Annotated in this window: 19 protein-coding genes and 1 pseudogene; 9 read left to right on the plus strand and 11 right to left on the minus strand. The window is 68.8% G+C overall.

What is annotated here, in order from left to right:
• Positions 1–10: 10 nt before the first annotated feature.
• Complete coding sequence (locus AAW14_RS25950) at positions 11–1,387, minus strand: extracellular solute-binding protein (protein WP_265566346.1); 1,377 nt, start codon at positions 1,385–1,387, stop codon at positions 11–13.
• Entirely contained in the window at positions 1,384–2,370 is a 987-nt protein-coding gene (locus tag AAW14_RS25955) for a carbohydrate kinase family protein (RefSeq protein ID WP_265566347.1), read from the minus strand. Before AAW14_RS25955 ends, AAW14_RS25950 begins: the two co-directional genes overlap by 4 nt.
• A 158-nt stretch (positions 2,371–2,528) precedes the next feature.
• Here AAW14_RS25955 and AAW14_RS25960 point away from each other — a divergent pair, with 158 nt between their 5' ends.
• The 5 genes from AAW14_RS25960 to AAW14_RS25985 all read left to right on the plus strand — a co-directional run bounded on the left by AAW14_RS25960 (position 2,529) and on the right by AAW14_RS25985 (position 8,052).
• Complete coding sequence (locus AAW14_RS25960) at positions 2,529–3,305, plus strand: DeoR/GlpR family DNA-binding transcription regulator (protein WP_265566348.1); 777 nt, start codon at positions 2,529–2,531, stop codon at positions 3,303–3,305.
• Positions 3,302–4,657: a 6-phospho-beta-glucosidase gene (locus AAW14_RS25965; RefSeq protein WP_265566349.1), complete on the plus strand. Its 1,356-nt coding sequence runs from the start codon at positions 3,302–3,304 to the stop codon at positions 4,655–4,657. Before AAW14_RS25960 ends, AAW14_RS25965 begins: the two co-directional genes overlap by 4 nt.
• 467 nt (positions 4,658–5,124) lie before the next feature.
• Positions 5,125–5,514, plus strand: a complete 390-nt coding sequence (locus tag AAW14_RS25970; RefSeq protein WP_265566350.1) for a hypothetical protein — start codon at positions 5,125–5,127, stop codon at positions 5,512–5,514.
• Positions 5,515–7,426: 1,912 nt separating this feature from the next.
• On the plus strand, positions 7,427–7,681 hold the full coding sequence (locus AAW14_RS25980; RefSeq protein ID WP_265566352.1) for a hypothetical protein: 255 nt from the start codon (positions 7,427–7,429) through the stop codon (positions 7,679–7,681).
• A complete protein-coding gene (locus AAW14_RS25985) occupies positions 7,678–8,052 on the plus strand; it encodes a PIN domain-containing protein (protein ID WP_265566353.1) in 375 nt (124 codons plus the stop codon). Before AAW14_RS25980 ends, AAW14_RS25985 begins: the two co-directional genes overlap by 4 nt.
• On the opposite strand, the gene AAW14_RS25990 is transcribed toward AAW14_RS25985, so the two are convergent.
• The 7 genes from AAW14_RS25990 to AAW14_RS26020 all read right to left on the minus strand — a co-directional run bounded on the left by AAW14_RS25990 (position 8,049) and on the right by AAW14_RS26020 (position 15,215).
• The gene (locus AAW14_RS25990; protein WP_416223377.1) at positions 8,049–8,372 is read right to left on the minus strand and encodes a respiratory nitrate reductase subunit gamma; all 324 of its coding nucleotides are present in this window, start codon (positions 8,370–8,372) and stop codon (positions 8,049–8,051) included. The two genes, AAW14_RS25985 and AAW14_RS25990, sit on opposite strands and share 4 nt — an antisense overlap.
• A 245-nt stretch (positions 8,373–8,617) precedes the next feature.
• Entirely contained in the window at positions 8,618–10,078 is a 1,461-nt protein-coding gene (locus AAW14_RS25995) for an ABC transporter substrate-binding protein (protein ID WP_265566355.1), read from the minus strand.
• Between the two features lie 140 nt (positions 10,079–10,218).
• Positions 10,219–10,569 carry an ArsR/SmtB family transcription factor gene (locus AAW14_RS26000; protein ID WP_265566356.1) on the minus strand — a complete coding sequence of 117 codons (351 nt, stop codon included), beginning with the start codon at positions 10,567–10,569 and terminating at the stop codon, positions 10,219–10,221.
• Between the two features lie 102 nt (positions 10,570–10,671).
• Positions 10,672–11,397, minus strand: coding sequence for an ABC transporter ATP-binding protein (locus tag AAW14_RS26005; RefSeq protein WP_265566357.1), 726 nt, complete (start codon positions 11,395–11,397; stop codon positions 10,672–10,674).
• The gene (locus AAW14_RS26010; protein ID WP_265566358.1) at positions 11,394–13,142 is read right to left on the minus strand and encodes a branched-chain amino acid ABC transporter ATP-binding protein/permease; all 1,749 of its coding nucleotides are present in this window, start codon (positions 13,140–13,142) and stop codon (positions 11,394–11,396) included. The genes AAW14_RS26005 and AAW14_RS26010 overlap by 4 nt, the downstream gene beginning before the upstream one ends.
• Positions 13,139–13,990, minus strand: coding sequence for a branched-chain amino acid ABC transporter permease (locus AAW14_RS26015; RefSeq protein ID WP_265566359.1), 852 nt, complete (start codon positions 13,988–13,990; stop codon positions 13,139–13,141). Before AAW14_RS26015 ends, AAW14_RS26010 begins: the two co-directional genes overlap by 4 nt.
• Before the next feature lie 7 nt (positions 13,991–13,997).
• Positions 13,998–15,215 (minus strand): substrate-binding protein, encoded by a 1,218-nt coding sequence (locus AAW14_RS26020; protein WP_265566360.1) that lies wholly within the window; start codon positions 15,213–15,215, stop codon positions 13,998–14,000.
• A gap of 157 nt (positions 15,216–15,372) precedes the next feature.
• On the opposite strand from AAW14_RS26020, the gene AAW14_RS26025 reads away from it, so the two are divergent.
• Positions 15,373–16,746: an amidase family protein gene (locus tag AAW14_RS26025; protein ID WP_265566361.1), complete on the plus strand. Its 1,374-nt coding sequence runs from the start codon at positions 15,373–15,375 to the stop codon at positions 16,744–16,746.
• Between the two features lie 117 nt (positions 16,747–16,863).
• Here the strand turns inward: AAW14_RS26025 and AAW14_RS26030 are convergent.
• A pseudogene (locus tag AAW14_RS26030) lies at positions 16,864–17,206 on the minus strand (IS3 family transposase); the annotation flags it as partial.
• Positions 17,207–17,420: 214 nt separating this feature from the next.
• Complete coding sequence (locus tag AAW14_RS26035) at positions 17,421–18,440, minus strand: helix-turn-helix domain-containing protein (RefSeq protein WP_265566362.1); 1,020 nt, start codon at positions 18,438–18,440, stop codon at positions 17,421–17,423.
• A gap of 296 nt (positions 18,441–18,736) precedes the next feature.
• On the opposite strand from AAW14_RS26035, the gene AAW14_RS26040 reads away from it, so the two are divergent.
• From AAW14_RS26040 to AAW14_RS26050, 3 genes are all read left to right on the plus strand, one after another.
• Positions 18,737–19,705 carry a phenylacetaldoxime dehydratase family protein gene (locus AAW14_RS26040; protein ID WP_265566363.1) on the plus strand — a complete coding sequence of 323 codons (969 nt, stop codon included), beginning with the start codon at positions 18,737–18,739 and terminating at the stop codon, positions 19,703–19,705.
• 78 nt (positions 19,706–19,783) lie between these two features.
• A complete protein-coding gene (locus tag AAW14_RS26045) occupies positions 19,784–20,800 on the plus strand; it encodes a carbon-nitrogen hydrolase family protein (RefSeq protein ID WP_265566364.1) in 1,017 nt (338 codons plus the stop codon).
• 387 nt (positions 20,801–21,187) lie between these two features.
• Positions 21,188–21,382 (plus strand): hypothetical protein, encoded by a 195-nt coding sequence (locus AAW14_RS26050; protein ID WP_265566365.1) that lies wholly within the window; start codon positions 21,188–21,190, stop codon positions 21,380–21,382.
• Positions 21,383–21,838 lie beyond the last annotated feature (456 nt).

A 21,838-nucleotide genomic window follows, 5' to 3' on the forward strand; every position in this document is an offset into this window, starting at 1 on the left:
AGGTCCTTGCCTACCGGCTCTTCTGGAAGGCTGAGTCGTCGTTCTGCAGCGTCTCGCCGAACTTCTGCGGGCTCTGCTGTCCGGCGAGCATCTCCTGCAGTGCTGCGGTGAGCGTGTCGTAGAACGTCGGGGTGGTGTAGTCGAGATAGGGCAGCAGACCGTCCTGTCCGCTGACGGCCTTCCACTGCGCCAGCAGGTCGGCGTAGATCGTTCCGGCAGGGGGCTGGTAGGCGCCCGGTACGATCGCGGGCAGGTTGCCTTGGGCGGCGACGAACTTCATTCCGTTGTCGTTGACAAGGAAGTTGATGTAGGCGGCTGCCACATCGGCGTGCTTCGACTTGGACGTGATGGCCCAGGCCAGTCCCTCACCGCCCTGCGTCACCGGGGACGCGCCCCCGCTCGGTGCCAGCGCGATGAAGCCGACGCTCTTGGGATCCATCTTCTCCGCGAGTGCGGCCGCCTGCCAGCTGCCGTCCACCATGAAGACGGACTTGCCCTGCGCGAAGGCGGCGACAGCCTGGTCCGAGCTCTGCCCGTCGAAGCCGGGGCTGAGGTAGCCCTTCTTGACCCAGTCCTGCAGGGTCCCTGCGGTCTGGACCGGGCCGGAGTCGGTCCACTTGGCGCCACCCTGGCTGAAGACCAGGTTGCGTACCTCCTGCTTGCCCGCGGTGAGCGCCTGGACCACGCCGAACAGCTGGATCGCGGGGCTTTTGTTGGAGTTTCCGAAGGAGATGGGCAAGTCTCCTGCTGCTTTGGCCTGTTGGAGCGCGGTCTCGAACTGGGACAGGGTGGTGGGGACGGCAATGCCCAGCTGCTTCAGTTTGTCCTTGTTGTAGTAGACGCCGACGATCTCACCGGTCTGGGAGACGCCGTAGAGGTTGCCGGTCTTCCATGTCCTGCCGTCGGCGGTGAACTTGTTGAGGCTGAGCAACTGCTGCGGATAGCTGCTGGGCCAGCCGTATGCCTGGGCATAGCGGTCGACGGGCTGGAGCAGGCCGGCCTTGACGAAGGCGCCCATGTCGGGATAGCCCTGGTTGGCCTGGACCACGTCCGGCGGGTTGTTGGATGACAGGGCGAGCTTCAGCGTCGTCTTGAGGTCGTTGAACGCCCGGGACACCCGCTTGATCTTGACGTTCGGATACTTCGCCATGAACGCCGCGTTGAGCTTCTCGGTGGAGGCGTTGACGCCCGGGTCGGTGTTCTGGTCCCACTCGGTCAGGGTGACCTTCCCGTCGGCTGCGGGATCGGTGGAGACCGGGCCCGCGGTCTTGGGTGCTCCGGCCCCGCCCGCGGCGCTCGGGCCGGGCGCACAGGCGGCGACGGCGGCCAGACACGCCGTGGCGAGTGCGGCGCCGGTGATGCGTCGGTGCCAGGTTCTCTCGCTCATGATTTCTCCCGAAGTGTTGTCCGAGGCATCGCGGTTTCGATGAGTGCACGGTCCTGATCGCTCACACCTGGCGTGGCTGCCGCAAAGGTTCGGATGTCCGCCCAGGTGGGAGCACTGCTGGCGCCGCCGAGGGTGCGCACCGAGACCGCCGCGCAGATCCCGGCGAAGCGCAACCGGGCGGCGAGCGGCCAGCCCTTCAGCACCGCGTGGATGTATGCGGCGGTGAAGACATCGCCGGCGCCGGTGGGATCGGCCACCTCGACGCTGGGCGACGCAGACCTGACCACGTCGCCGGTGGCACTGTCGACGGCCACGGCGCCGTCCTTGCCGTCGGTGACCACCACTTGGGGAACGAAGTCGGCCAGGACCTTTGCCGCCTCTTCCACTGTGCCGGTGCGGGTGTAGCTCATCGCCTCGACGGCATTGGGCACGAACAGGTCGACTTCCGAGAGCCGGGTGAGCAGTTCGGAGGACCACAGGCCGGTGGGGTCCCACGCGACGCCGCCGACCACCACAGTGCCCTGCGCCCGCAACTCGCGGACCCAGTCGGGCAGTGGGCGGTCGATGCCCAGGTGGAGGGCGCCGACCCGCGGTAGCGGACCGTGCCAGGTCTCGGGAAGCCGGGACCCCTTCTCCTCGTAGGTGATGAAGGCGCGGTCGTGCTCATTGGCGACCGCCACCGTGATCGGAGTGTGCACGGCGGGATCCCGGCGGAGCCAGCGCAGGTCGAGGCCGTCCACAGCACCGAGTTCGGCGGCGACGCGGTCGCCGAACATATCGGTGCCGAGAATGCCGAACAGGCCGGTGCGCAGACCCAGACGGGCCGCCGCGACACAACGTGTGGCGGTGCCGCCCGCCGAAACGGCGAACCGGTCGGCGTACACCTCACTGCCAGGAGTCGGCAGATGCGGGGTGCCGCCGAAGACGAGGTCGCAGAACACTTCGCCGGCGAAGATCACGTCCACCTCGGAGTCCCGAAGCACAGGTACCGCCTTTCAGCCAGGTGAAAGTGCTCAACTATGAGCACCATGACCACCGATTGACAAGGTTCGATCAGGTAACGGGACGCAAACGCGCGCATCATGACTGACCTCAGCCATCCAATTGACCGAAGTCGGTCAGCTGGTGCTACGTTGGCCGAGTGACACAGACCCAACGACACGCGAAGATTGTGGAGTCGCTCCGTGCGACGGGTGTGGCCTCTGTCCGTGAACTGGCCGAATCCCTTCAGGTCAGCGAGTCGACAATCCGGCGAGATCTCAAGCTGCTTGACGCAAACGGCGAACTCATCCGCTCCTACGGCGGAGCCGCGCTCGCGCTGCGCGACATGACCAACGGCGCGATGACCGAGGAGCACCCATTCGATGTCACCGCCACGACGGACAGGGCCATGAAGGAGGCCATGGCCGAACAGGCCGCCGCGCTCGTCGCCGACGACAGCGTGGTCCTGCTCGACATCGGCACCAGCACCTCGTTGATCGCCCGCCGGCTGCGGGGGCGCCCGGTCACGGTCATCACCAGCAACGTGGGAGTGCTGGACGAACTGCGCGACGACGACGCCGTGCGACTGGTGATGCTCGGTGGCGTCCTGCGCCGCAACTACCAGTCCCTGGTCGGCTCTCTCACCGAGAAGGCGATGCGCCAGGTGAGCGCCGACATTGCCTTCCTCAGCTGTACCGGCGTACGCGCCAACGGTCACGTGGTGGACGACATGGCCGTCGAGGCACCGATCAAGCAGGCGATGATCGAGGCCGCCGACCGGGTCGCGCTGGTCGCTTCGGAGACGAAGTTTCCCGGCACTGGGTCACTGCGCCTGTGCTCGCTCGCCGACATCGACGTCCTGGTCACCACCGGCGGCGCCGACCCCCAGACGCTCGAACTGTGCCGCCAGGCGGGCGGAAAGGTGATCACCGCATGAAGCTGTCCATCCTCGGGGGCGGCGGGTTCCGCGTGCCCTACGTGTACCAGGCCCTGCTGCGGGACCAGGGGTCGCCGCGCATCGACGACGTGTGGCTGTACGACACCGACGCCCGCCGGCTGAACGCCATGAGGCGGACCCTGACCCGCTTCGCCGCCGACTTCCCCGACGCGCCCGCGCTGAATGCGACGACCGAGTTGGACGAGGCCCTCGCGGACAGCGACTTCGTCTTCACCGCCCTGCGCGTCGGCGGTCTCACGGCCCGTACCTGCGACGAGCGCGTGGCGCTGGACCTGAATGTCCTCGGCCAGGAGACCACCGGCCCGGGCGGTCTCGCGTACGGGCTGCGCACCATCCCGGTGATGCTGGACATAGCCCATCGGGTGCGAGCGCTCGCACCGCGGTCGTACGTCATCAACTTCACCAACCCGGCCGGCATGATCACCGAGGCGATGCAAACCGTCCTCGGCGACCGGGTGTTGGGCATCTGCGACACCCCCTCCGGGCTCGGACGGCGCGTCGCCGCGGCGCTCGGTCTCGACAGCTCCCGGATGGAGCTGGACTACGTGGGGCTCAACCATCTCGGCTGGATGCGCCGGCTGTGCTACGACGGCGAGGACCTGCTGCCCCGCCTACTGGCCGACGACAAGCTGCTGGGCGGGCTGGAGGAGGGCGTGGTCTTCGGCCGTGAGTGGCTGCGCGACCTCGGCGTGATCCCCAACGAGTACCTCTACTACTACTACTTCAACCGGGACGCGGTGCGTGCCATCCTCGACGCCCCGCAGACCCGCGGCGAGTTCCTGGCCAAGCAGCAGACGGCGTTCTTCGACCGGATCACCGACGCGGCGCAGGGAGCGTCCGTCGAGCTGTGGCGGCAGGCGGTGGAGACCCGCAGCGCCGGCTATATGGCCGAGGCCAGGGGCGTGGCCCAGGACGCGGCCACTGCGGAAGGCGCGTTCGGCGCGGATCCCGACGGCTATGCGGGGGTCGCCCTCGGTGTGATGGCGGCGATCAGCCGCAACGAGCGCGCAACGATGATCCTCAACGTACGGAACGGGACGACCATCGCCGCGCTTCCGCAGGACGCGGTGGTCGAGGTCCCGGTCATGGTGGATGCCGGCGGCGTACACCCGTTGACCGTCAGCCCGCCCGACCTCCACCAGACGGGACTGATGCAGCAGGTCAAGGCCGTCGAGCGGCTGACCATCAGCGCCGCGGTCACCGGCTCGCGCACCGACGCCGTCAAGGCGTTCTCGCTGCACCCGCTGGTCGACTCGGTGACGATCGGTCGGCAGCTTCTGGACGGCTACATCAGGCGAATTCCCGAGGTGGCTTCGGTCTTCGACCGATGACGGCCCGTGCGGGCCCCACCGGCCCCGTCCCCGGCTCTGGGGCGGCCGACCAGTTCCGCTCTCAACTCACCGGCCCTGGCGGCGAGCGCACCCCTGTTTGTTTGTGGGTGGGCGGGGCCGTGTCACCGGGATGGGCGGCACTGGACTTGCGTCGTGGCGTACTGCGGCCATGACGAACACGCGGCTCCCGTCGGCACGGACAGCTCCGCGCAGACACTCCGTCCTGGGTGGAAGCGCTGCACGACCAGAAGGGGATCATGCCCGCTACCCGTGGAGCAACGCGACGGCCACTCCGTGCTGTCGGTGAAGAACAACCAGCCCACGCTCGCCGGCCAGTTGCGGGCCCTTCCCTGAAAGCTGGTCCCCGTCCGGGACCGCTCCCGCACCCGTGGACACGGCCGCGAAGATGTCCGCGAGGTCCAGTCGTCACCGTCGACGGACTCCTTTTCCCGCACACCCGGCAGGTTGTGCGCATCCACCGCAAACGCCGCCGCATCGGTGCCGGGAGATGGCGGACCGAGACCGTCTGCGCCGTCACCGACCTGGTCGCCCACCAGGCCACCCCCGCCGAAATCGCGGTCTGGGTACGCGGCCACCGGATCATCGGGAACATCCTCCACTGGACCAAGGACGTCACGTTCGCCGAGGACGTCAGCCAAGTCCGGCGCCACCGCGCTCCCACCGTCATGACCGCCTTGCGTGACCTGGCACGCGCCACTTTCCACCAAGCCGGCCGGGCCAACAACGTCGGCGCCCAACGTGCGCACGGTCAGCCCGAAGTCGTCTCGACCCCAACCTTGAGGACGTGGTCAAAGCCGTTCAGCTCCCGCCAACCTCCACAGCGTAGGCGTGGATGAGGCCGACCCCGCAGCCGTATCCAGCCGCGATGTCGGCTGCCCGCAGAAAGTAAGGCCTGGTGAAGTCCACAGTGCCACGCTCGACCCGATCGCCCTCTTCCAAGCGAGACCAAGTCCGTGAGCAATGAGGTGGTTGCCTGCATCTCCTCAACCAGCAGCAGACCACCACCCGCCACACACCAACCAGCCCACCAGCATGGTCCACAACCCAACAGGCCCAGAAGAGCAATCCGAACCACCGAAACTCCCACCCGAGCACCCAAAATCGCAGACCACAACCCCAAGCAACCGCACATTAAGGACCAGCAGAGCCCCACCCAGCCCCAACCATTCTCAATCAACGGCCAAAACCCCAGGCCACGTCGTGCAGCCGAGCGAACACCTACCGAGCCACCCCACCAGTTCGACCGGGATTACGCCCGGGCGCCCGACTCGGGCCCGCGTCCGCTCCTCTCCTCAGAACGTTCGGATGCTCAGGGCCCCTCAGCTTAGCCGCCGCCGCAGTTGCTACACGTCGCACCTGCTCACCCACTGTCGGCGTAAACTCAAAAACCGACCGAAGCTGCGATTCAGCAGGTGAATCTGTCGGACTGACAGACGGTCCGGCCGCAGGAGGCTGCTGCGTGTGAGGCGTGCTTGGGGTATTAGTCGATGTGTTTGGAACGGGGAGGGGCGGGAGGGGCCGGTATGGTTTCACTTCCGTCGCAGGAGGCTGCTGCGTGTGAGGCGTGCTTGGGGTATTAGTCGACGTGTTTGGAACGGAGAGGAGCCGGGGTTCGTTCGGGGGTTTAGGAAGAGGTCGAGGCGCCACCGGCGGATTGGGCGGCAAGATTTGGCTTTCGCGACGTGAGGGTTCGCCGTCTGTCTGGGCAGGTGTCTTGAAGCCGGTGGTGATTAGATCGAGGGTTTCCGAATCTGCGTCGCTGTCCCTGTCAAGGTATTCGGAAGCCACGCTGTCCCTAGGCAGCTGTGCGTTGCCGCCGCTGCCGAGGTATTGTTCGTAGAATTCGGAAGCCACGCTGTCCCTAGGCAGCTGTGCGTTGCCGCCGCTGCCGAGGTATTGTTCATAGAATTCGGAAGCCACGCTGTCCCTAGGCAGCTGTGCGTTGCCGCCGCCGCCGAGGTATTGTCCGTAGGCTTGGGAAGCCAGGCTGTCCCTGTCCCTGCCGCCCATGACCCTCTCCATTCAGTCAAGTAGGTACCTTTCCTGCCTACTCATGGAAACGGATAGACAAGGATCTGGGTTCAGCCGCAGGGCAGGGCTTCGGCGTAGTCGCGGGTTGACTGGGTTGTCTTGATGTGGGCCCGGAACGTGGGGCAGGCGCGAGCTTCCAAGATCATGTGGGTGTCGAGTCCAGTGATCCCTAGGGAAGTCCGTGCCTGCCGTCGTATCTTCTCCGATCCCGCCCGTCCTTGACCAACTCTGCGATCAGCCTGACGCCGCCGAGGACGAACTGCCTGGGCTTCTGGCCCGGTTGGCCGAGGTTCCCGAGCCCCGCAAGCCGCACGGCGTGCGCCATAGCCTGGTGTACGTGCCGGCACTGGCGGCCTGCGCAGTGCTGGCCGACGCGACCTCGCTGTTGGCGATCAGCGACCTGACCATGACAGAGATCCGACGCTACCCACGGGTAACGGTCACCGAAGTGGAACCGCCGCACGCTGCTTGCCTCGTCCTCGCACGCGCGGGTGCCGATGAACCTCACCCTGCAGGCCCAGGACCTCCTGCAGGGCGATAATCCAGCCGCCTGATCAAGCGGCCAGACCGGCGCCTCCGCCTCCCGCTCAGGGAGCCGGTCAACTACGGTGCTCAGTATGGCCATCCATCGTGCTCACGAGCCAAACTACTGCGCTCAGTCGCAGAGACCGGCTTGGTGCAGCAGTGACTTGTTCTACCGGCGGTAGAATCCGGGCTATGAGCAAACCGACGAGTATCAAGACCAGCGAAGCAGTGCGCGACCGGCTGCGGATCCTGGCCGCCGAGCGCGGTATCACGATCACGGAGCTCGTGGAGGACCTCGCTGCCCGGGAGCTCACAGCTGCCGAACGCGAGAAGCGTGCCCTCGAGGCTGCCCATGAGCTCGGCATCGAGTACAGCGAGCAGGTCCGGCAGGCCGGACAGAACGCCTGGGCGAAGATTCGCGCCCATCAGGGCGGCGACGCCGCGTGAACCTGACGGCCGTCCTCGACCACACGGCTCTGGCCGCGCTCTACCAGGCCGACGCATTCCTCACCGGCCTGTACATTGAGGCCTCCCGCGGCTCGGGGCGGGTAATCATCCCATCACTGTCCGTTCTGGCTGCGGAGCGCCAGATGCCGGGTGCTGGCATGCACGCTGCAACGCTCCGCTTCGCTCAGAGCATTCCGTTCACCACCGATCATGCGCGCGATGCCTTCGCCTGGCCTGGCATCCAGTGGTCCGTCGCGCACCCGGCCGCGATCGCATGGCAGGCCGCCAAGTCCGGTGAGCCGGTCACAGTCCTCTCACTGGAGCCCGACCTGTACGCGGGCACGGGCATCACGCCTCTGAATCCCACCTAAGAGGAACACGAACCACAGGGGGATGCTCCATGCGTGGACGAGCCGGGTGAAGGCCACACGGCGAGGATGGCCCAGGCGGCGGTGGCATGAATCTGGTGGATGAGCGGGGCGTGGGAGATGGCGTCGACGTCGGGATTCCCGGCGAACAGGCCGTGGAACCACAGGGCCACGCTCTGCCGGTAGTCGTAGCCGCGTCCAGCCCTGTCGTCGAAGGGGTCCGACGCGCCCGTACTCAGGTGCGCAGCGATGCGTGTGACGCGTCCTCGAGAAGGCTCCGGACGGCCTGGATGCGGTGCCGGTGGACGTCCTCTTCGGATCAGATACTCGCGAAGCCCCCGCCGCTGAGCAAGCCTCACGAAGAGGTCGTCGAACGGGGACGCGTACTCCTGCAACGGCCCCCGCGTGGGCGGACACGGACGGCGGGCGGTCATCTCCAGCCCCCAGAACGGTGGTTGACTCCGGCCGTCGGCCCAAGGCCAACCCGACCTGCCGTCAACTCACGCCACGGCCGCATTCAACGAACTACCGGTAACAAACCACCTGGGGCGGCCGGCCGCGTACGTGGTCAGGCGGTACCGGACGGCACCTGCCCACGGACCGCGAATCCTGTGGCGGTGGCCTCGGCCAGGTACATGCTCTGCCGCAGTCGGCCGTCGGCTCCCACCGAGACCCTGCCGCGCGGCCCGGCCAGCGTGAGACCGTGCAGGGCGCGGGAGACCTCACTGCCCCGAGGCGACCCGGCTTTGCGGGCGGCCCGGGCGAACAGGTGCAGCCCCTCATATGCCGACTCCGTCAGCGCCGACGGCGACGGCGCCCAGGCTCCGAACGCGGCCCGGTAGCGGCGCAGGAAGTTGGCGTTCTCCGCCGTGTCCAGGGCGGAGAAGTACGGCAGGCAGGACCAGACCCCGCTGCCCGCAGCGCCCAGATGCTCGCGGGTGCTTTCCTCCAGCAGGGGCGCGAGCGTACGGATGCGGCCGCGCAGCCCGGCGGCGTGGAACCGCCGCTCGAAGTCGATCGAACTCCACCCCACCAGGCTGGAGAGCACCAGGTCGGCGCCGGACGCCTCGATGTCCTCCAGCACGCCGTCGAAGACCGACTCGCCGAGCCGGACGAGGCGCTGACCGACGACGTGCCCGCGGTGGTGCTCCGCGATGCGGCGGCCTTGCGTGCAGACGGCCCGCGGCCAGGAGTAGTCGTTGCCGATCAGATACCAGGCGCGGCCGCCGCTCTCACGCATCAGCGCCGGAACCGACTCCGCCAGTTGGTCCGGCACCGACTCGCCGAGCCGGAACAGCATTCCGTCCTGCACCTGGCTGCCTTCGTTCGCGGCGGTATAGAGATACAGCAGGCCCGATGCCTGCGCGTAGCGGCTCACCGCGTTGAAGGTCGCCGAGCTGTGCACGCCCACCACGGCCGCCAGGCCGCGCCGCTGGTCGAGGTCCCGCAGCCTGGCCAGTCCGGTTGCGGCGTCGGTGCGATCGTCGATCACCTCGACGCGCACCGGCCGGCCGCCGATGCCGCCCTCGGCGTTGATCTCCTCGGCCGCCAGCGCCGCGCAGTTGGCGGCGGCCCGGCCGAAGAGGCCGGCGGTCCCGGACAGGCTGGTCAGCAAGGCGACAGGTATCTCGTCGGCTCGGCTCTCGCCGTCCGGCGCCGCACAGCCCAGGCTTTGCGTCATCCAGCCGAGGGCGTCCTCGTCCAGTTCGGTGACCGCCCGCACCCGTGTGCCTGCGGCCTCGGGGGCGAAGGTGATGGTGATGCGTCCGGTCCACGGCGTCTCGTGCTGCAGCACGAGACGCCGGTACGGCCGCACCTCAACGATGCGTGCCGTGCCCCGCACGGTCGCCTCGCCCCCCGGGGCCGCGAACGGCAGAGGTATGTCGATCCCGGCCGCCGTACCGGGCTCCGCGTTCTCGAACCGCGCGGAGAACATCCAGCCGGCGCCGCCGGTCCGCCCGAACATGCCGAACGCCTCGTGCGGGGGCAGTCCGAGGTGCGTCTCGTTGACGAGGACGATCTCGCGCATGAGGCTCTCCTCAGCCGGCTGTGACTGTCACGAGGAGGGCCGGGGGGAGGACCCGCGGGATGCCGGTCACCGGCTCCCCGCGGGTCCCGACGGGTGGTGAGTCCATCTGGCCGGCACGCCGGGAGGCGTGCCCGCGGCTGTCATCCGTTCTTCGCTTCACGCAGCCCCTCCGGCCGCTCCGATGCCACCGCGTCACCCGCGGGCAGCGACTGCTCGTAGATCTGACGCAGGAATGCGATCGCCGCGTCCGCGCGGTTGGGACCCAGGCGGTACCGCCGGCGCTTGCCGTCGCGCACCTCGGAAACCAGCTGCGCGTCCCGCAGGATGCGGAGGTGGGCCGAGACCGCGGTCCGGCCGATCGCCGGGAACGCGGCCGCGATGTCTCCGGCTGTGGGTTCGTGTTCCGACGCCAGCAGGGCCAGAATGGCCCGCCGGGTCGCGTCGTTGAGGGCACGGAATACCAGGTCGCTCTCGTGGCTTTGGTCGATCACTTCCTGGACCTCTCGTCCTTCCGGAACTCGGCGACAACGTGTCAATGTATGAGTACCCGTTGACTTTACCGTTTCCGTGCCCTCCGGACCAGGCCGGGGCGCTCAGGGCGCCATCCGGCCCGCCACATGCTCGACGGCTCCCTCGTGTACCTTCCCCTCCTCTGCGATCTGCCCCTTCTCCAGCAGGTACCAGCGGTCCGCGACGTCCAGCGCCATGTCCAGGTGCTGCTCGGCGAGGAGTACGCCGACGCCGGCGGCGGCGATCCGCCGAACCGCGTCGGCGAACCGGGCCACATTGGCGGGCTGCAGGCCCTCCGTCGGCTCGTCGAATACACACACCGTGCCCGGAGCAGCGACCGTGCGGGCGATCGCCAGCATCTTCTGCTCCCCGCCGGAGAGCGTTCCCGCGCGCTGACGTTCCCGGCCCCGGAGGAAGGGGAAGAGCTCCGTCGGCTCCGACAGGTCACGGATTCCGGCCAGCCGCAGGTTCTCCGCCACGGTCAGCTCGCCGAGCACAGGCCGGTCCTGGGCGACCACCCGCAGCCCGCGCCTGCGGCGCCGGGAGCCGGGCCAGCCGGTGACGTCCCGGCCCGCCAGGAGCACCGCCCCAATGTCGGCACGCAGCGTGCCCGACACGGCGGACACCAGCGTGGTCTTCCCGACGCCGTTGCGGCCCAGCAACGCCACGACCTCGCCGGGCGCGACCGACAGGTCGACGCCGCGCACCACCGTGGTTCCCGCGTAGCCCGCGGCGAGCCCACGAATCTCGATCGCCTTCGCGCCGGGGACGCTCACGGCGTCCCGGGTGCTCACCAGGGGAGTGTTCATGGCCGGTCTCCCGCCGCCCGGCCGACGTAGACCGCCGACACCTCGGAATTCGACTCGATCTCCGCCACCGTCCCCGAGGCCATGATCTCGCCGCCGCGCAGCACCGTGACCCGGTCGGCGACGCTGCGAATGAAGGCCATGTCGTGCTCGACGACCAGGACCGTCAGTCCGTGGTCGCGGACGAGTCCGCGGAGTACCTCGGCGATCTGCTGCGTCTCGGTCCGGGTCATTCCCGCGGTGGGCTCGTCGAGCAGCAGTACGGTGCAGTTCGCGGTCAGCGTCATGGCGAGCTCCAGCATTTGCTGCGCGCCGTGCGAGAGGCTGGCCGCCGGGGTGTCCATACGATCCGCGAATCCGGCGGCGTCGAGGACGAACCAGGCCTCCGGCGGCAGTTCCGCCGTCCAGCGCCGGCGTATCAGTGCGAGTGTGCGGTGCGTTCTGCCCCACCGGGCCATGGCGAGGTTCTCCGCCAGGGTCAGTGAACCGGCGACGCTGGGTGCCTGGAACTTGCGGCCCAGTCCGGAACGGGTCAGTTCCCACGGGGGCCGGCCGGTGACGTCCTGCCCGTTCAGCTGCCAGGATCCGCCGGTCGCCGACGTGAACCCGGACAGCACGTCGAGCAGTGTCGACTTGCCCGCCCCGTTGGGGCCGATGAGGCAGTGCACGCCCGGTTCGATGAGGTCCAGGTCCACCCCGCGCAGCGCGGTGAAGGGACCGAAGCGGCAGCCGACCGACCGTACGACCAGTCCGCCCCCGGCCAGGCTGTCCGTCGACGGGGCCGCCACACCGAGCACCACCTGCCGGGCCCGGAACCACCGTGTGGGCAGACCGCGGCGGACCATGACCGCGACCCCGTCGGGGACGAGGACCACGGCGGCGATGAACGCCGCGCCCGTCACCAGCAGCCAGTAGTCGAGTGCCGCGCCGGCCAGCTGGTTGGCACCCGCGTTGACCACCAGCGTGGCGACGACCGGTCCCCAGATGGTCCGCCGCGAGCCGAGCATCGCCCAGACCACGAAGTTCGTGCCCATGGCGAGGCCGATCAGGCCCGGCGAGACGAACTGGACCTGGAGCACGTACACCGCCCCCATCAACCCGGCCACGACCCCGGTGAAGGTGAACGCGCCGGACTTCGCGGCTCCCACGTCGTAGCCGAGTGCGGCCATCCGGCGTTCGTTGTCCCGTATGGCGGCGAGGGCGGCCCCGTACGGGCGGCGCGCGAGACTCGCCAGCAGCAGGATCACCAGTACCGACAGGCCCGCCGTGACGCCCCGTGCCGCGGTCGCGGTGAACGCGAGCGCGCCGACGTGGAAGCGCGGGATGTCGGTGAGGCCGTTGAAGCCGCCGGTCACCGGGGTCCAGCGGTTGGCGACCTGCTCCGCCGCGAGGGCCACGACGAAGGTGGCGAGGGCGAAGCCGACCGCGTCGAGCCTGCGCCGCAGGCCCACCGCCGCGATCAGCCTGGCCATGACCCCGCCGAGCAGCGCCCCGGCGGCCAGCCCGGCGAGCGATCCGTACGCCCCCGCGTGCAGGCCGAACCAGGCACCCGCGTAGGCGCCCACGCCAAAAGTCACGCTGTGACCGAGATTGAGGATTCCTGCCGTGCCCCAGGTCAGGGCCAGCGCGGCGGTCACCGTGCCGAGAACCAGGAACTGGGCCAGCAGGCCGCCGGCCCAGGACCCGGCGAGGACGGCCGTCGCGGCTGCCAGCGATATGGGCAGCACTTGTCGGACGAAGGGGTTCATGGGGCCACCCGGAAACTCGCGGAGGGACGGACCTGCACTGCCAGGAACGCCAGCAGCAGTACCGCCAGGCGGGCCAGGAGCGGGTCGGTCCAGAAGGTCGTCAGGTTCTGCACCGCCGCCAGACCCAGCGCGGCGATGAGCAGGGGCGCCACGCGCCGTCCAGCGACGATGACCACGAGGAAGGTGGTGAACACGTAGTCCAGGCCCATGTCCGGCTGGACGTTGGTGACGGGAGCGACCAGTGCCCCGGCGGTCGCGGCGAGCCCCGCACTCGCCGCGAACACCACGAGGTTCACCCGCGCGGAACGCACCCCCAGGGTCTCCGACAGCGCAGCGTCGTTGGCGACTGCCCTGACCCGCAGTCCCAGGGAGGTGAACCGCAGCGCGGCGAGGACCGCCATGACGATCGCCACCGCGAAGGCGGTGAGGAGGAGTTGGTAGGCGGGGAAGGGGACGCCAAGCACCTTGGTGGCACCGGGCAGCGGGTTGGCCACCATCCGGTAGTCCTTGCCGAATCCCAGCTGGATCAGCTGGCGGACGACGATCGACAGGCCGAAGGTCGCCAGGATGGAAAGTTCCGGTGACCGGTACAGCCGACGTATCAGCAGCAGCTCGGTCAGTGCCCCCGCCCCGAGTCCGACGGCGGCGGCTGCCGCCAGGCCCACCCCCCAGGGCAGGCCGTGGTCGGCGGTGACGACGGAGCTGTACGCCCCGATGGTGAGGAACTCGCCGTGCGCCAGGTTGATGATGCGCATCAACCCGAAGGACAGCGACAGTCCGACGGCCGTCAGTGCCAGAACCGCGGCGGAGGACAGCACGCCGAGGGTCAGGGCGATGGTCTGGTCCATTCGTCCGTCACCCCGTGCACTGGCTGTCGGCCGCGACGTCCGGGAAGGCCTTCTTGATCTTGACGGTGGCACCGGTCACCTGCCCGACGTAGATGGGCTGGGTGGCGGTCCTGTTCTTCTCGAACGTGACCTTTCCGGCGGGCGCATCGACGGAGAGCCCGCCGAGCTTGGCTTCCACATCCTTCGCCTTCGTGCTTCCGGCCGCGTTGGCCGCCTGCGCCCATGCCTTGATGGCGACGTAGGTCTGCTCCGAGAGGGAGGTCACGGTCGGAGCTTTGGCTCCGAACTTTTTCCGGTACGCCGTCAGGAAGGCGGAGTTGGCGGGGGTGTCCAGGGACTGGAAGTATCCGAGCGAGGTGTACATCCCCTCGGCGACCTTCGGGCCCATGCCGGCCAGGGTGTTCTCCTCGTACAGGATCCCCAGGCGCTGCGCCTGACTGTTACCCAGACCGGCGTCGTAGGCCTGTTTCTCGAACGCGATCGCGTCACCCCCGACGAGGGCGGGGAGCAGCAGCCCGGGGTTCGCCTGCTGGATCTTCTGGATCACGGCCTGGAAGTCGGTGGTGCCCAGCGGCACGAACGCCGTCCCGGCCACCTGCCCTCCCGACGCGGTGATGTACTGCTTGGCCGCCGCGAGACTCGCGCGTCCCCAGGAGTAATCGTTGCCGAGCAGGAACCACTTCTTGCGGCCCGTGGCGCTCTGCGTCCAGGGAATCGTCTGCTTCAGCTGCTGGCTGGGGGCTTCGCCGTTGGTGAAGAGGTCCGAGTCGCAGGTGCCGCCCTCGAAGACGGGCGTGTACATGTAGAGCGTGCCCGCGGACCTCGCCTCGGGCAGCACCGCCTCCCTGGTGGCGGAGGTGTGCATGCCCACGAGCACCGAGACGCCGTCGGAGTTCAGCAGGCGGGCCGCCGTCTGTCTGCCGGTGTCGGGGTTGGTCGCGTCGTCGCCGATGACCACGCCGACCTTGCGGCCGAGCACCCCGCCGGAGGCGTTGATCTCCTGGGCCGCCAGTTCCGCGACGTTCCTCGTTGCCGGACCGAAGAGCCCGGCGGGCCCGGACATGCTGGTCAGCAGCCCGATCTTCAGCGTGCCGCCGGAGTCCGAGTGCTGCTTGCCGGCACTGGACTTCCCGCCGTCGGTGGCACAGCCCGTCAGGGCGAGCGCGGAGGCCGCGGTGACGGCGAGCCAGGTCCTGCTCAGGTGAGTGGGCTTGATGGTGGACACGTTTTCCTCCAACATGTCATCGCGTGAGCGAACGATGACATGAGCCTCTGGGGCCGTCAACCCACGGACAACCCGATACCGGAGCCGGGGTCGTACGGGCGGCGGTGCAGTGATCGTCCGTGAGCTGTCGAAGCGGATCCGCACGAAGGAGCAGGCCATGAGCGAACCCACCACAAAGGGCCCCGGCACGCAGACCAGCCGGGCGGCACTTGCGGGCGCGCGGAGCCAACACGAGTCCGTGGAGAGGGCTCTGGAGCGCGCCGAGAAGGCGGCGCACCTGGGCGGCTTCATCACCCTCGACCGGGACGCCGCCGCCAAGGCCCCTGGCGGGCCGGGCCCGTTGTCCGGCATGACCGTCGCGGTCAAGGACAACATCCATGTCGCCGGGCTGCCCAACACGGCCGGCACACCCGCCCTGCGGGACTTCGTCCCCGCGAGCGACGCACCCGCGGTGCGGCGGCTGCGTGAAGCCGGTGCCGTGATCCTGGGCAAGGCCAACATGCACGAGCTGGCGCTCGGTATCAGCAGCAACAACCAGGCCTTCGGTCCGGTCCGCAACCCGCACGACCCCAGCCGTTTCGCCGGGGGCAGCAGCGGCGGGGTCGCCGCGCTCGTCGCGGCCGGAGTGGTGCAGGCCGGGCTGGGCACCGACACGGGCGGCTCGGTGCGCATCCCTGCCGCAGTCACCGGCACCTGCGCGCTTCGGCCCACCGTCGGGCGCTACCCCGGGCAGGGCGTGACACCCCTGTCGAGCACCCGGGACACCATCGGTCCCATGGCGCACCGGGTCGCGGACCTGGCCCTGCTGGACGGCGTCCTCAGCGATGACGACACCCCAATCGCTGCCCGTCCGCCGCGGTCGATCCGGCTGGGGGTGCCGACCGGTCACTTCACCGAGCCGCTGGAGGACGAAGTCGCCGTCCAGTGGGAGACGGCCCTGCACAGCCTGGAGGCGGCCGGCGTGGAACTGGTCCCGGTCGACGTCACCTCGTTCATCGAACGCGAGTTTGAGACCGGTATGGCCATAGTGCTGTACGAGACCCGGGTGGAGCTGTCCGCCTACCTGGCGGAGTACCGGCCGGAGACGGACCTCGCCGCGCTCGCCGCCCTCATCGCGGGCCCCGACGTGCGGGGCGTCTTCGAGAACTGCATCCTCGACGGGGCCCCGGCCCTGGTCTCGGAGGACGTCTACCGCGAGTGCCTGGCCCACCGGCAGCGCCTGCGCGCGGCCTACGCGGAGACGTTCGCCGCACACGGCCTGGACGGCCTGGCCTTCCCGACCACCCCGGCCACCGCCCTTGACCTGGCCACTTGCGACCAGGGCATGGTCCTGTGCGGACAGCCAGTCGACACCTTCGCCACCTTCATCCGCAACACCGGCCCGGCCAGCGTCATCGGCGCCCCCGGCCTGAGCATGCCGATGGGCGTGGCGACCAACGGCCTGCCGACGGGCCTCGAGATCGACGCCCCTGCCGGAGCCGACCGCGAACTGCTCGCCCTCGGGCTGACCCTGGAGGCGATCTGCGGTTGAGGTTCCCCGGGTCGGCGGGGGCGTGCCGTCCCGGGCACGCCGCCGACCGTGTGCCCAGCGGTGCTACCGGAGCACATGCGCTGTTCGGCGTTGAAGCGGCTACGAGCGCTTCGCGGGAGGTCGAGCTCGGCCGCGAAGAAAGCCGAGGCCGCCTTGAGGATCTCGTTGGCCCGGCGAGCTCGGCGATCTCGGCCTTTTAGCCGCTTGATCTCCGCGGCCTCCCCCGAAGTCACCCCGGGACGCTGGCCGGCGTCGACCTCGGCCTTGCGGACCCACGTCCGCACCGTCTCGGCGGAACCGATGCCCGGCTTCGCAGCGGCCGCCTTCATCGCGGCCCACTCAGTTGGGTAGTTGGGGGGATCTCCGCGACCAAGTGCACGGCACGCCCACGAAGCTCGGCAGGGTATGAGGACCGACGAGCCGTGACTCCACCCAACTCGGGATAGTCCGGAGCCTCCATCAGACCCGGAGCGGTTCGCGCCCCCAGCAGTTGGATCAAACGTCTCCGGACATCCAACCGCTGGAGCCGCTGACCCGGCGAACCTTCCCGGTTAGAGCAGTCAAGGAGGAGCTCGCGGCGGGGGCGCCACCTTTCGTCCGGGAACGTTCCGCGTGCCTCACCTGCGTTGCCCGGCGCGATGCTTCATCCTCGCCGTGGCCGCCGGCGTCCCGGCTCAGCGAGAGGACCTCATGGTTGCCGTGGACGGGGCCGGCACCGACCGCTCTGACATTGGTGACGGGGACCTGTCCGTCAGAGCCTGCCATTCGCGCGGAGACATCCCGTAGGCCGTGCGGAACGCCCGGCTGAAGTGGGCGGCGCTGAAGAAACCCCACCGGTGTGCCACGGCGGCGACGGCCGGTCTCGTCCGGCGCGGGCGGGCGAGTTCCCGGCGGCACTCCTCAAGACGCCGACGCCTGATCCATCCCCCTACCGTCTCGTCCTGCCTCTGGAAGAGGCGTTGCAGATGGCGTGGGGAGATGTGGTGGGCCGCGGCGATCGTTTCCACCGACAGCGACGGCTCCGCCAGCTGGCTGTCGATGTAGGCGCGGATCCGCAACAAAAGGGTCTGCTGGGCGGCGTCGGATTCCGTGGCGTCCTGGCCGAGCCGTTCGGCGACGACCGTGGTGAGCAGGTCCGCCACATTGCGGGCGAGCATCTCGCCGACCTCGGGGCGGTATGACCCGGCTTCGGCGGACAGCCTGGACAGCAGCGGCACCACCAGCGCGGCCAGGCCCTGATCGGGTCCGATGGTCACACCGGTGATGCGCCGCAGATCGCACTCAGGCAGCCTCATCGCCTGCCGGGGCATCTGGAAGACGATCATCTCGAAGCGTTCCGGGAAGTGCAGCGTGTACGGGAGGGTCGTGTCATACAGGGCGAACTCACCCGGTTCGAGCCGCGCGACCCGCCCGTCCTGGACGACGACGCCCGTGCCACGGCTCTGCAGGCCCACCAGCATGTACTCGTCGGGGGATCCGGCGATCAGACGCCTGCTGCGACGCACCTGCTCCGGTTCGGCGTCGACCGTGGAGATCTGCAGTTGCCCGAGCTGCTCCGTGGTGACAGCGCCGAAGAAGGGCTCGCCCTGCGGCGCCGCGACATCCAGTGGTACGAAAGTGCGCCAGACGACGTCGTGCCAGTAGGCGAGCCTGTCGCCGGGCGGTACGGATTCCGTGGAGAGGACAACGGCCACAAAAGCCTCCTCCTGCAGCGCTGCGCAGCACTATAACCAGGCAGCCGTCAAATGATCTGTAACGGATCCGTATCCGATGCCCCAGCGTGCTGATCGATCGATGTCTGGCGGGGCCCGGAAAAGCCGTGTCGTTTTTGGTCAAGTCCCGGGGCGCCGCCAGTCAAATCCGGCCAGGTGTGCGGCTTAGCCTCCAGCCACCCCTGATGCCACTGCTTGCCGGAGGAGACATGTCCACAGCCGGGCGCTCTGGGCGCACGCCGCGCTTCCCCGCGTACAGTTCGCATTTCCCAGAGGACATGCAGGCGTTCGTGTTTGCCCAGTTCGCCTGTCAGGCGGGTTCAGCCGACGAGGCCGCGCACGGTGCCGCCGCGCTCGCGGAACTGTTCGCCGGGGAGCACCAGCCGGACGTGCTGGACCGCGGACGGTTCACCGACACCGCCGGCTCTCACAATGTCGTCTGGCTGGCCTACTGGTTCGACCCGGAGGCCCACGACCGGTGGCAGCGGTCCGATCGCGTCCGCTCCGCCTGGGAACAGCTGCCCTCCGACGGCCCGGTCGGCCACTGGCGCGAGGCGTGCGTCATCCCGGTCGAGCGCAACGAGACCCTGCACACCCACCGGCGTGCCGACTACGCGACCAGCGGCCTGGCCCAGCACGAGGCGGTGGAACTGCCCGAGACCCAGGTGCACGACTACTGGGGCGCCGCTCGCGACCGCATCGCCGACTCTGCCGTCGACCCGTTCGAGCCCGGGCTTCCTGTCTTTGAACCGCGGACCGCCCTCGAGTGCGACACGCTGGGACGGCGGATCACCGTCGAGGTGCCCGGGAACGTCGCCCTGATCCGTACCGCGCAGGACTGGTCCGCCAGCACCCTTTACCGCGAGAAATACCTGGCCGACGTCAAACCGGTCAAGGACCGCGGTGTCGACTTCCTCGCCACTCACGCGGATTCCGGCTGCATCGCCGCCCGCAACCTCGACGAGGAGTCGGTCGACGGCTCGCCGTTGCCGCGCGCCTGCACCATCGCCTGGTTCGCCTCGCTCGAGCACCTCATGACCTGGTGCCGATCACACCGCACCCACCTCGAGATCTACGCCAGCTTCTTCCAGATGGTCGGAGGCGGGCCGGGGCCCCTCGACGTCGCGTTCTGGCACGAGGTGTCGGTCCTGCCCGGCGGCGCGGTCACCACCGAATACGTCAACTGCCACCAGGCGACAGGCTTCCTGCCGCTGACCGCCCACCACCACAGCACCATCACCGACTGACCGGGACCTGGCAGCGTCCGGACAAAGAACGATCCGGACCAAGAACAATCCGGACCAAGAACAAAGGAGACGAAGAACATGGTGGAGTACACGGGCGCTTTCAAGGCTGCCGTGGTCCAGGCCGAGCCGGTCTGGCTGGATGCCGATGCCACGATCGACAAGAGCATCGCCCTGATCGAGGAAGCCGCCTCGGCCGGAGCGCAGTTGATCGCCTTCGGGGAGACCTTCATTCCCGGCTACCCCTGGTGGCTGTGGCTGGACTCGCCCGCCGCGGGCTTTGAGTTCTTCGGCCGCTACCACGAGAACTCGCTCACCCTGGACGGTCCGCGATTCAAGCGCCTGCTCGACGCGGCCCGCACGAACAACATCAACGTGATGGCCGGGTTCAGTGAGCGCAGCGGCGGCAGTCTCTACATGGGCCAGGCACTGATCTCCGCCGACGGCGACCTGGTCTCCTCCCGGCGCAAGCTCAAGCCCACCCATGTGGAACGCACCGTCTTCGGCGAGGGCGACGGCTCCGACCTCGCCGTCCACGACACCCCGCTGGGCCGGATCGGCGGCCTGTGCTGCTGGGAACACCTGCAGCCGCTGTCCAAGTACGCCATGTACAGCCAGCACGAACAGATCCACGTGGCCGCCTGGCCCAGCTTCTCGGTCTACAAGGGCGCGGCCTACGCGCTCGGCCCGGAGGTCAACACCGCGGCCTCCCGCATGTACGCCGTCGAAGGGCAGGTCTTCGTCCTCGCCCCGTGCTCGCTCATCGGCGACGCCGCCCTCGAGCTGTTCTGCGACACCCCGGCCAAGCAGCAGATGCTGCAGCGCGGTGGCGGCTTCGCACAGATCTACGGCCCGGACGGCAGCCCCCTGGCCGAACCGCTGCCCGAGGACGCCGAAGGCATCCTGTACGCCGACATCAACCTGGCGGCCATCGCCGTCGCCAAGGCCGCCGCCGACCCCGTCGGGCACTACTCCCGCCCCGACGTCACCCGCCTGCTGCTCAACCAGACCCAGCGACGCCCCGTCGAACACACAGCCCCCCGCGTGGAGACCCTCGAGGAGCCGGCCCTGCCGGAACCGGAGACGGCCCAGGCCTGACGCGGGCCACCGTCAACCGCCGGCTTCGGGAAACGGTGCGGGGGCCTGCCCCGCACCCGCCACACCGCAACGGGCAGGATGATCCGGTGCGACCAGGAGCTGTCGGTCCCGGTAGCCGCCGCTACGGCGCCTACCGGGACCGACGTCGCACTGGAGCTCGCGGGACTCAGGCGAACTTCTTCTTGCCCGTCCCCCTTCCACGAAGCTGCGCCCATTCGCCCATTGCGCGCAACGTGCGTGAGCACACCACCCTGGCCAAGATCGCTGCCGGCTTCCGCATCAGTGAAGCCACCGCTCACGCCTATGTACACAGCGTGACGCACTGCCGGCGGACAGGGCCCCGTCTCCCACCCGCGCCCTGCCGCGAGCCAAACCGAGTACATCCTGGTGGACGGCGCCGTCGCCGAGCGCGACCGGCTCGGCGACGGCGAACGCAAATACTCCGTCAAGGCCAGGCGGCACGGAGTGAACATCCAGGCGACCATCAGCCCGTCCGGCGAGCTGATCTGGTACCCACCGGCACTGCCCGGCCGCACGGTGGACATCACCGCCCCCCACCCACCGCATCATCACCGTGTGTGAACGTCTGAAGATTCCCGTCCTGGCGGACAAAGCCTACGAACGCGCCGGAGGAACCGTCTGCACACCATTCAAACGGCGGGCGTGAGCTGACCGTGCACCCAGAAGTCCGTCAGCCGTGCGCACTCCGCTGCAGCCCAATCCGTCTGACGTCAAGGATCAAGGCCGTTCTCACCCTGGGGGAAGCACCGCTGAAGAAGCTCAATGAGAACGTGCTGGGCCCCGTTAGCCTTGAGTAGTTCGCGACTGTCCAGTCGTGGCAGACGTTGTTCCTGTGCTGCCCTGTTGACGCTGTGAGGGGTTTCCCAGACACTGCATGCGTGCTAGCACACCAACGACCCGGTTGGTCCTGAAAAAATCTGCAGCCGCATCGTTCAGAGTGAATTGGAGCTCACCGTCCAGATTCCTTACTGGCATCTCGTCGGAGTACGCTTCCTGGACATCAGTCGCCAGGCCCGC

It is taken from the genome of Streptomyces hygroscopicus (assembly GCF_026168105.1).
Taxonomy (GTDB): domain Bacteria; phylum Actinomycetota; class Actinomycetes; order Streptomycetales; family Streptomycetaceae; genus Streptomyces; species Streptomyces hygroscopicus_D.

What these genes read in the sequence shown, in the direction of transcription:
- AAW14_RS25950 (WP_265566346.1), bottom strand. Translation starts at nt 1,387, where the DNA reads ATGAGCGAGAGAACCTGGCACCGACGCATCACCGGCGCCGCACTCGCC.
- AAW14_RS25965 (WP_265566349.1), top strand. Translation starts at nt 3,302, where the DNA reads ATGAAGCTGTCCATCCTCGGGGGCGGCGGGTTCCGCGTGCCCTACGTG.
- AAW14_RS25980 (WP_265566352.1), top strand. Translation starts at nt 7,427, where the DNA reads ATGAGCAAACCGACGAGTATCAAGACCAGCGAAGCAGTGCGCGACCGG.
- AAW14_RS25995 (WP_265566355.1), bottom strand. Translation starts at nt 10,078, where the DNA reads ATGCGCGAGATCGTCCTCGTCAACGAGACGCACCTCGGACTGCCCCCG.
- AAW14_RS26005 (WP_265566357.1), bottom strand. Translation starts at nt 11,397, where the DNA reads ATGAACACTCCCCTGGTGAGCACCCGGGACGCCGTGAGCGTCCCCGGC.
- AAW14_RS26010 (WP_265566358.1), bottom strand. Translation starts at nt 13,142, where the DNA reads ATGAACCCCTTCGTCCGACAAGTGCTGCCCATATCGCTGGCAGCCGCG.
- AAW14_RS26015 (WP_265566359.1), bottom strand. Translation starts at nt 13,990, where the DNA reads ATGGACCAGACCATCGCCCTGACCCTCGGCGTGCTGTCCTCCGCCGCG.
- AAW14_RS26025 (WP_265566361.1), top strand. Translation starts at nt 15,373, where the DNA reads ATGAGCGAACCCACCACAAAGGGCCCCGGCACGCAGACCAGCCGGGCG.
- AAW14_RS26040 (WP_265566363.1), top strand. Translation starts at nt 18,737, where the DNA reads ATGCAGGCGTTCGTGTTTGCCCAGTTCGCCTGTCAGGCGGGTTCAGCC.
- AAW14_RS26045 (WP_265566364.1), top strand. Translation starts at nt 19,784, where the DNA reads ATGGTGGAGTACACGGGCGCTTTCAAGGCTGCCGTGGTCCAGGCCGAG.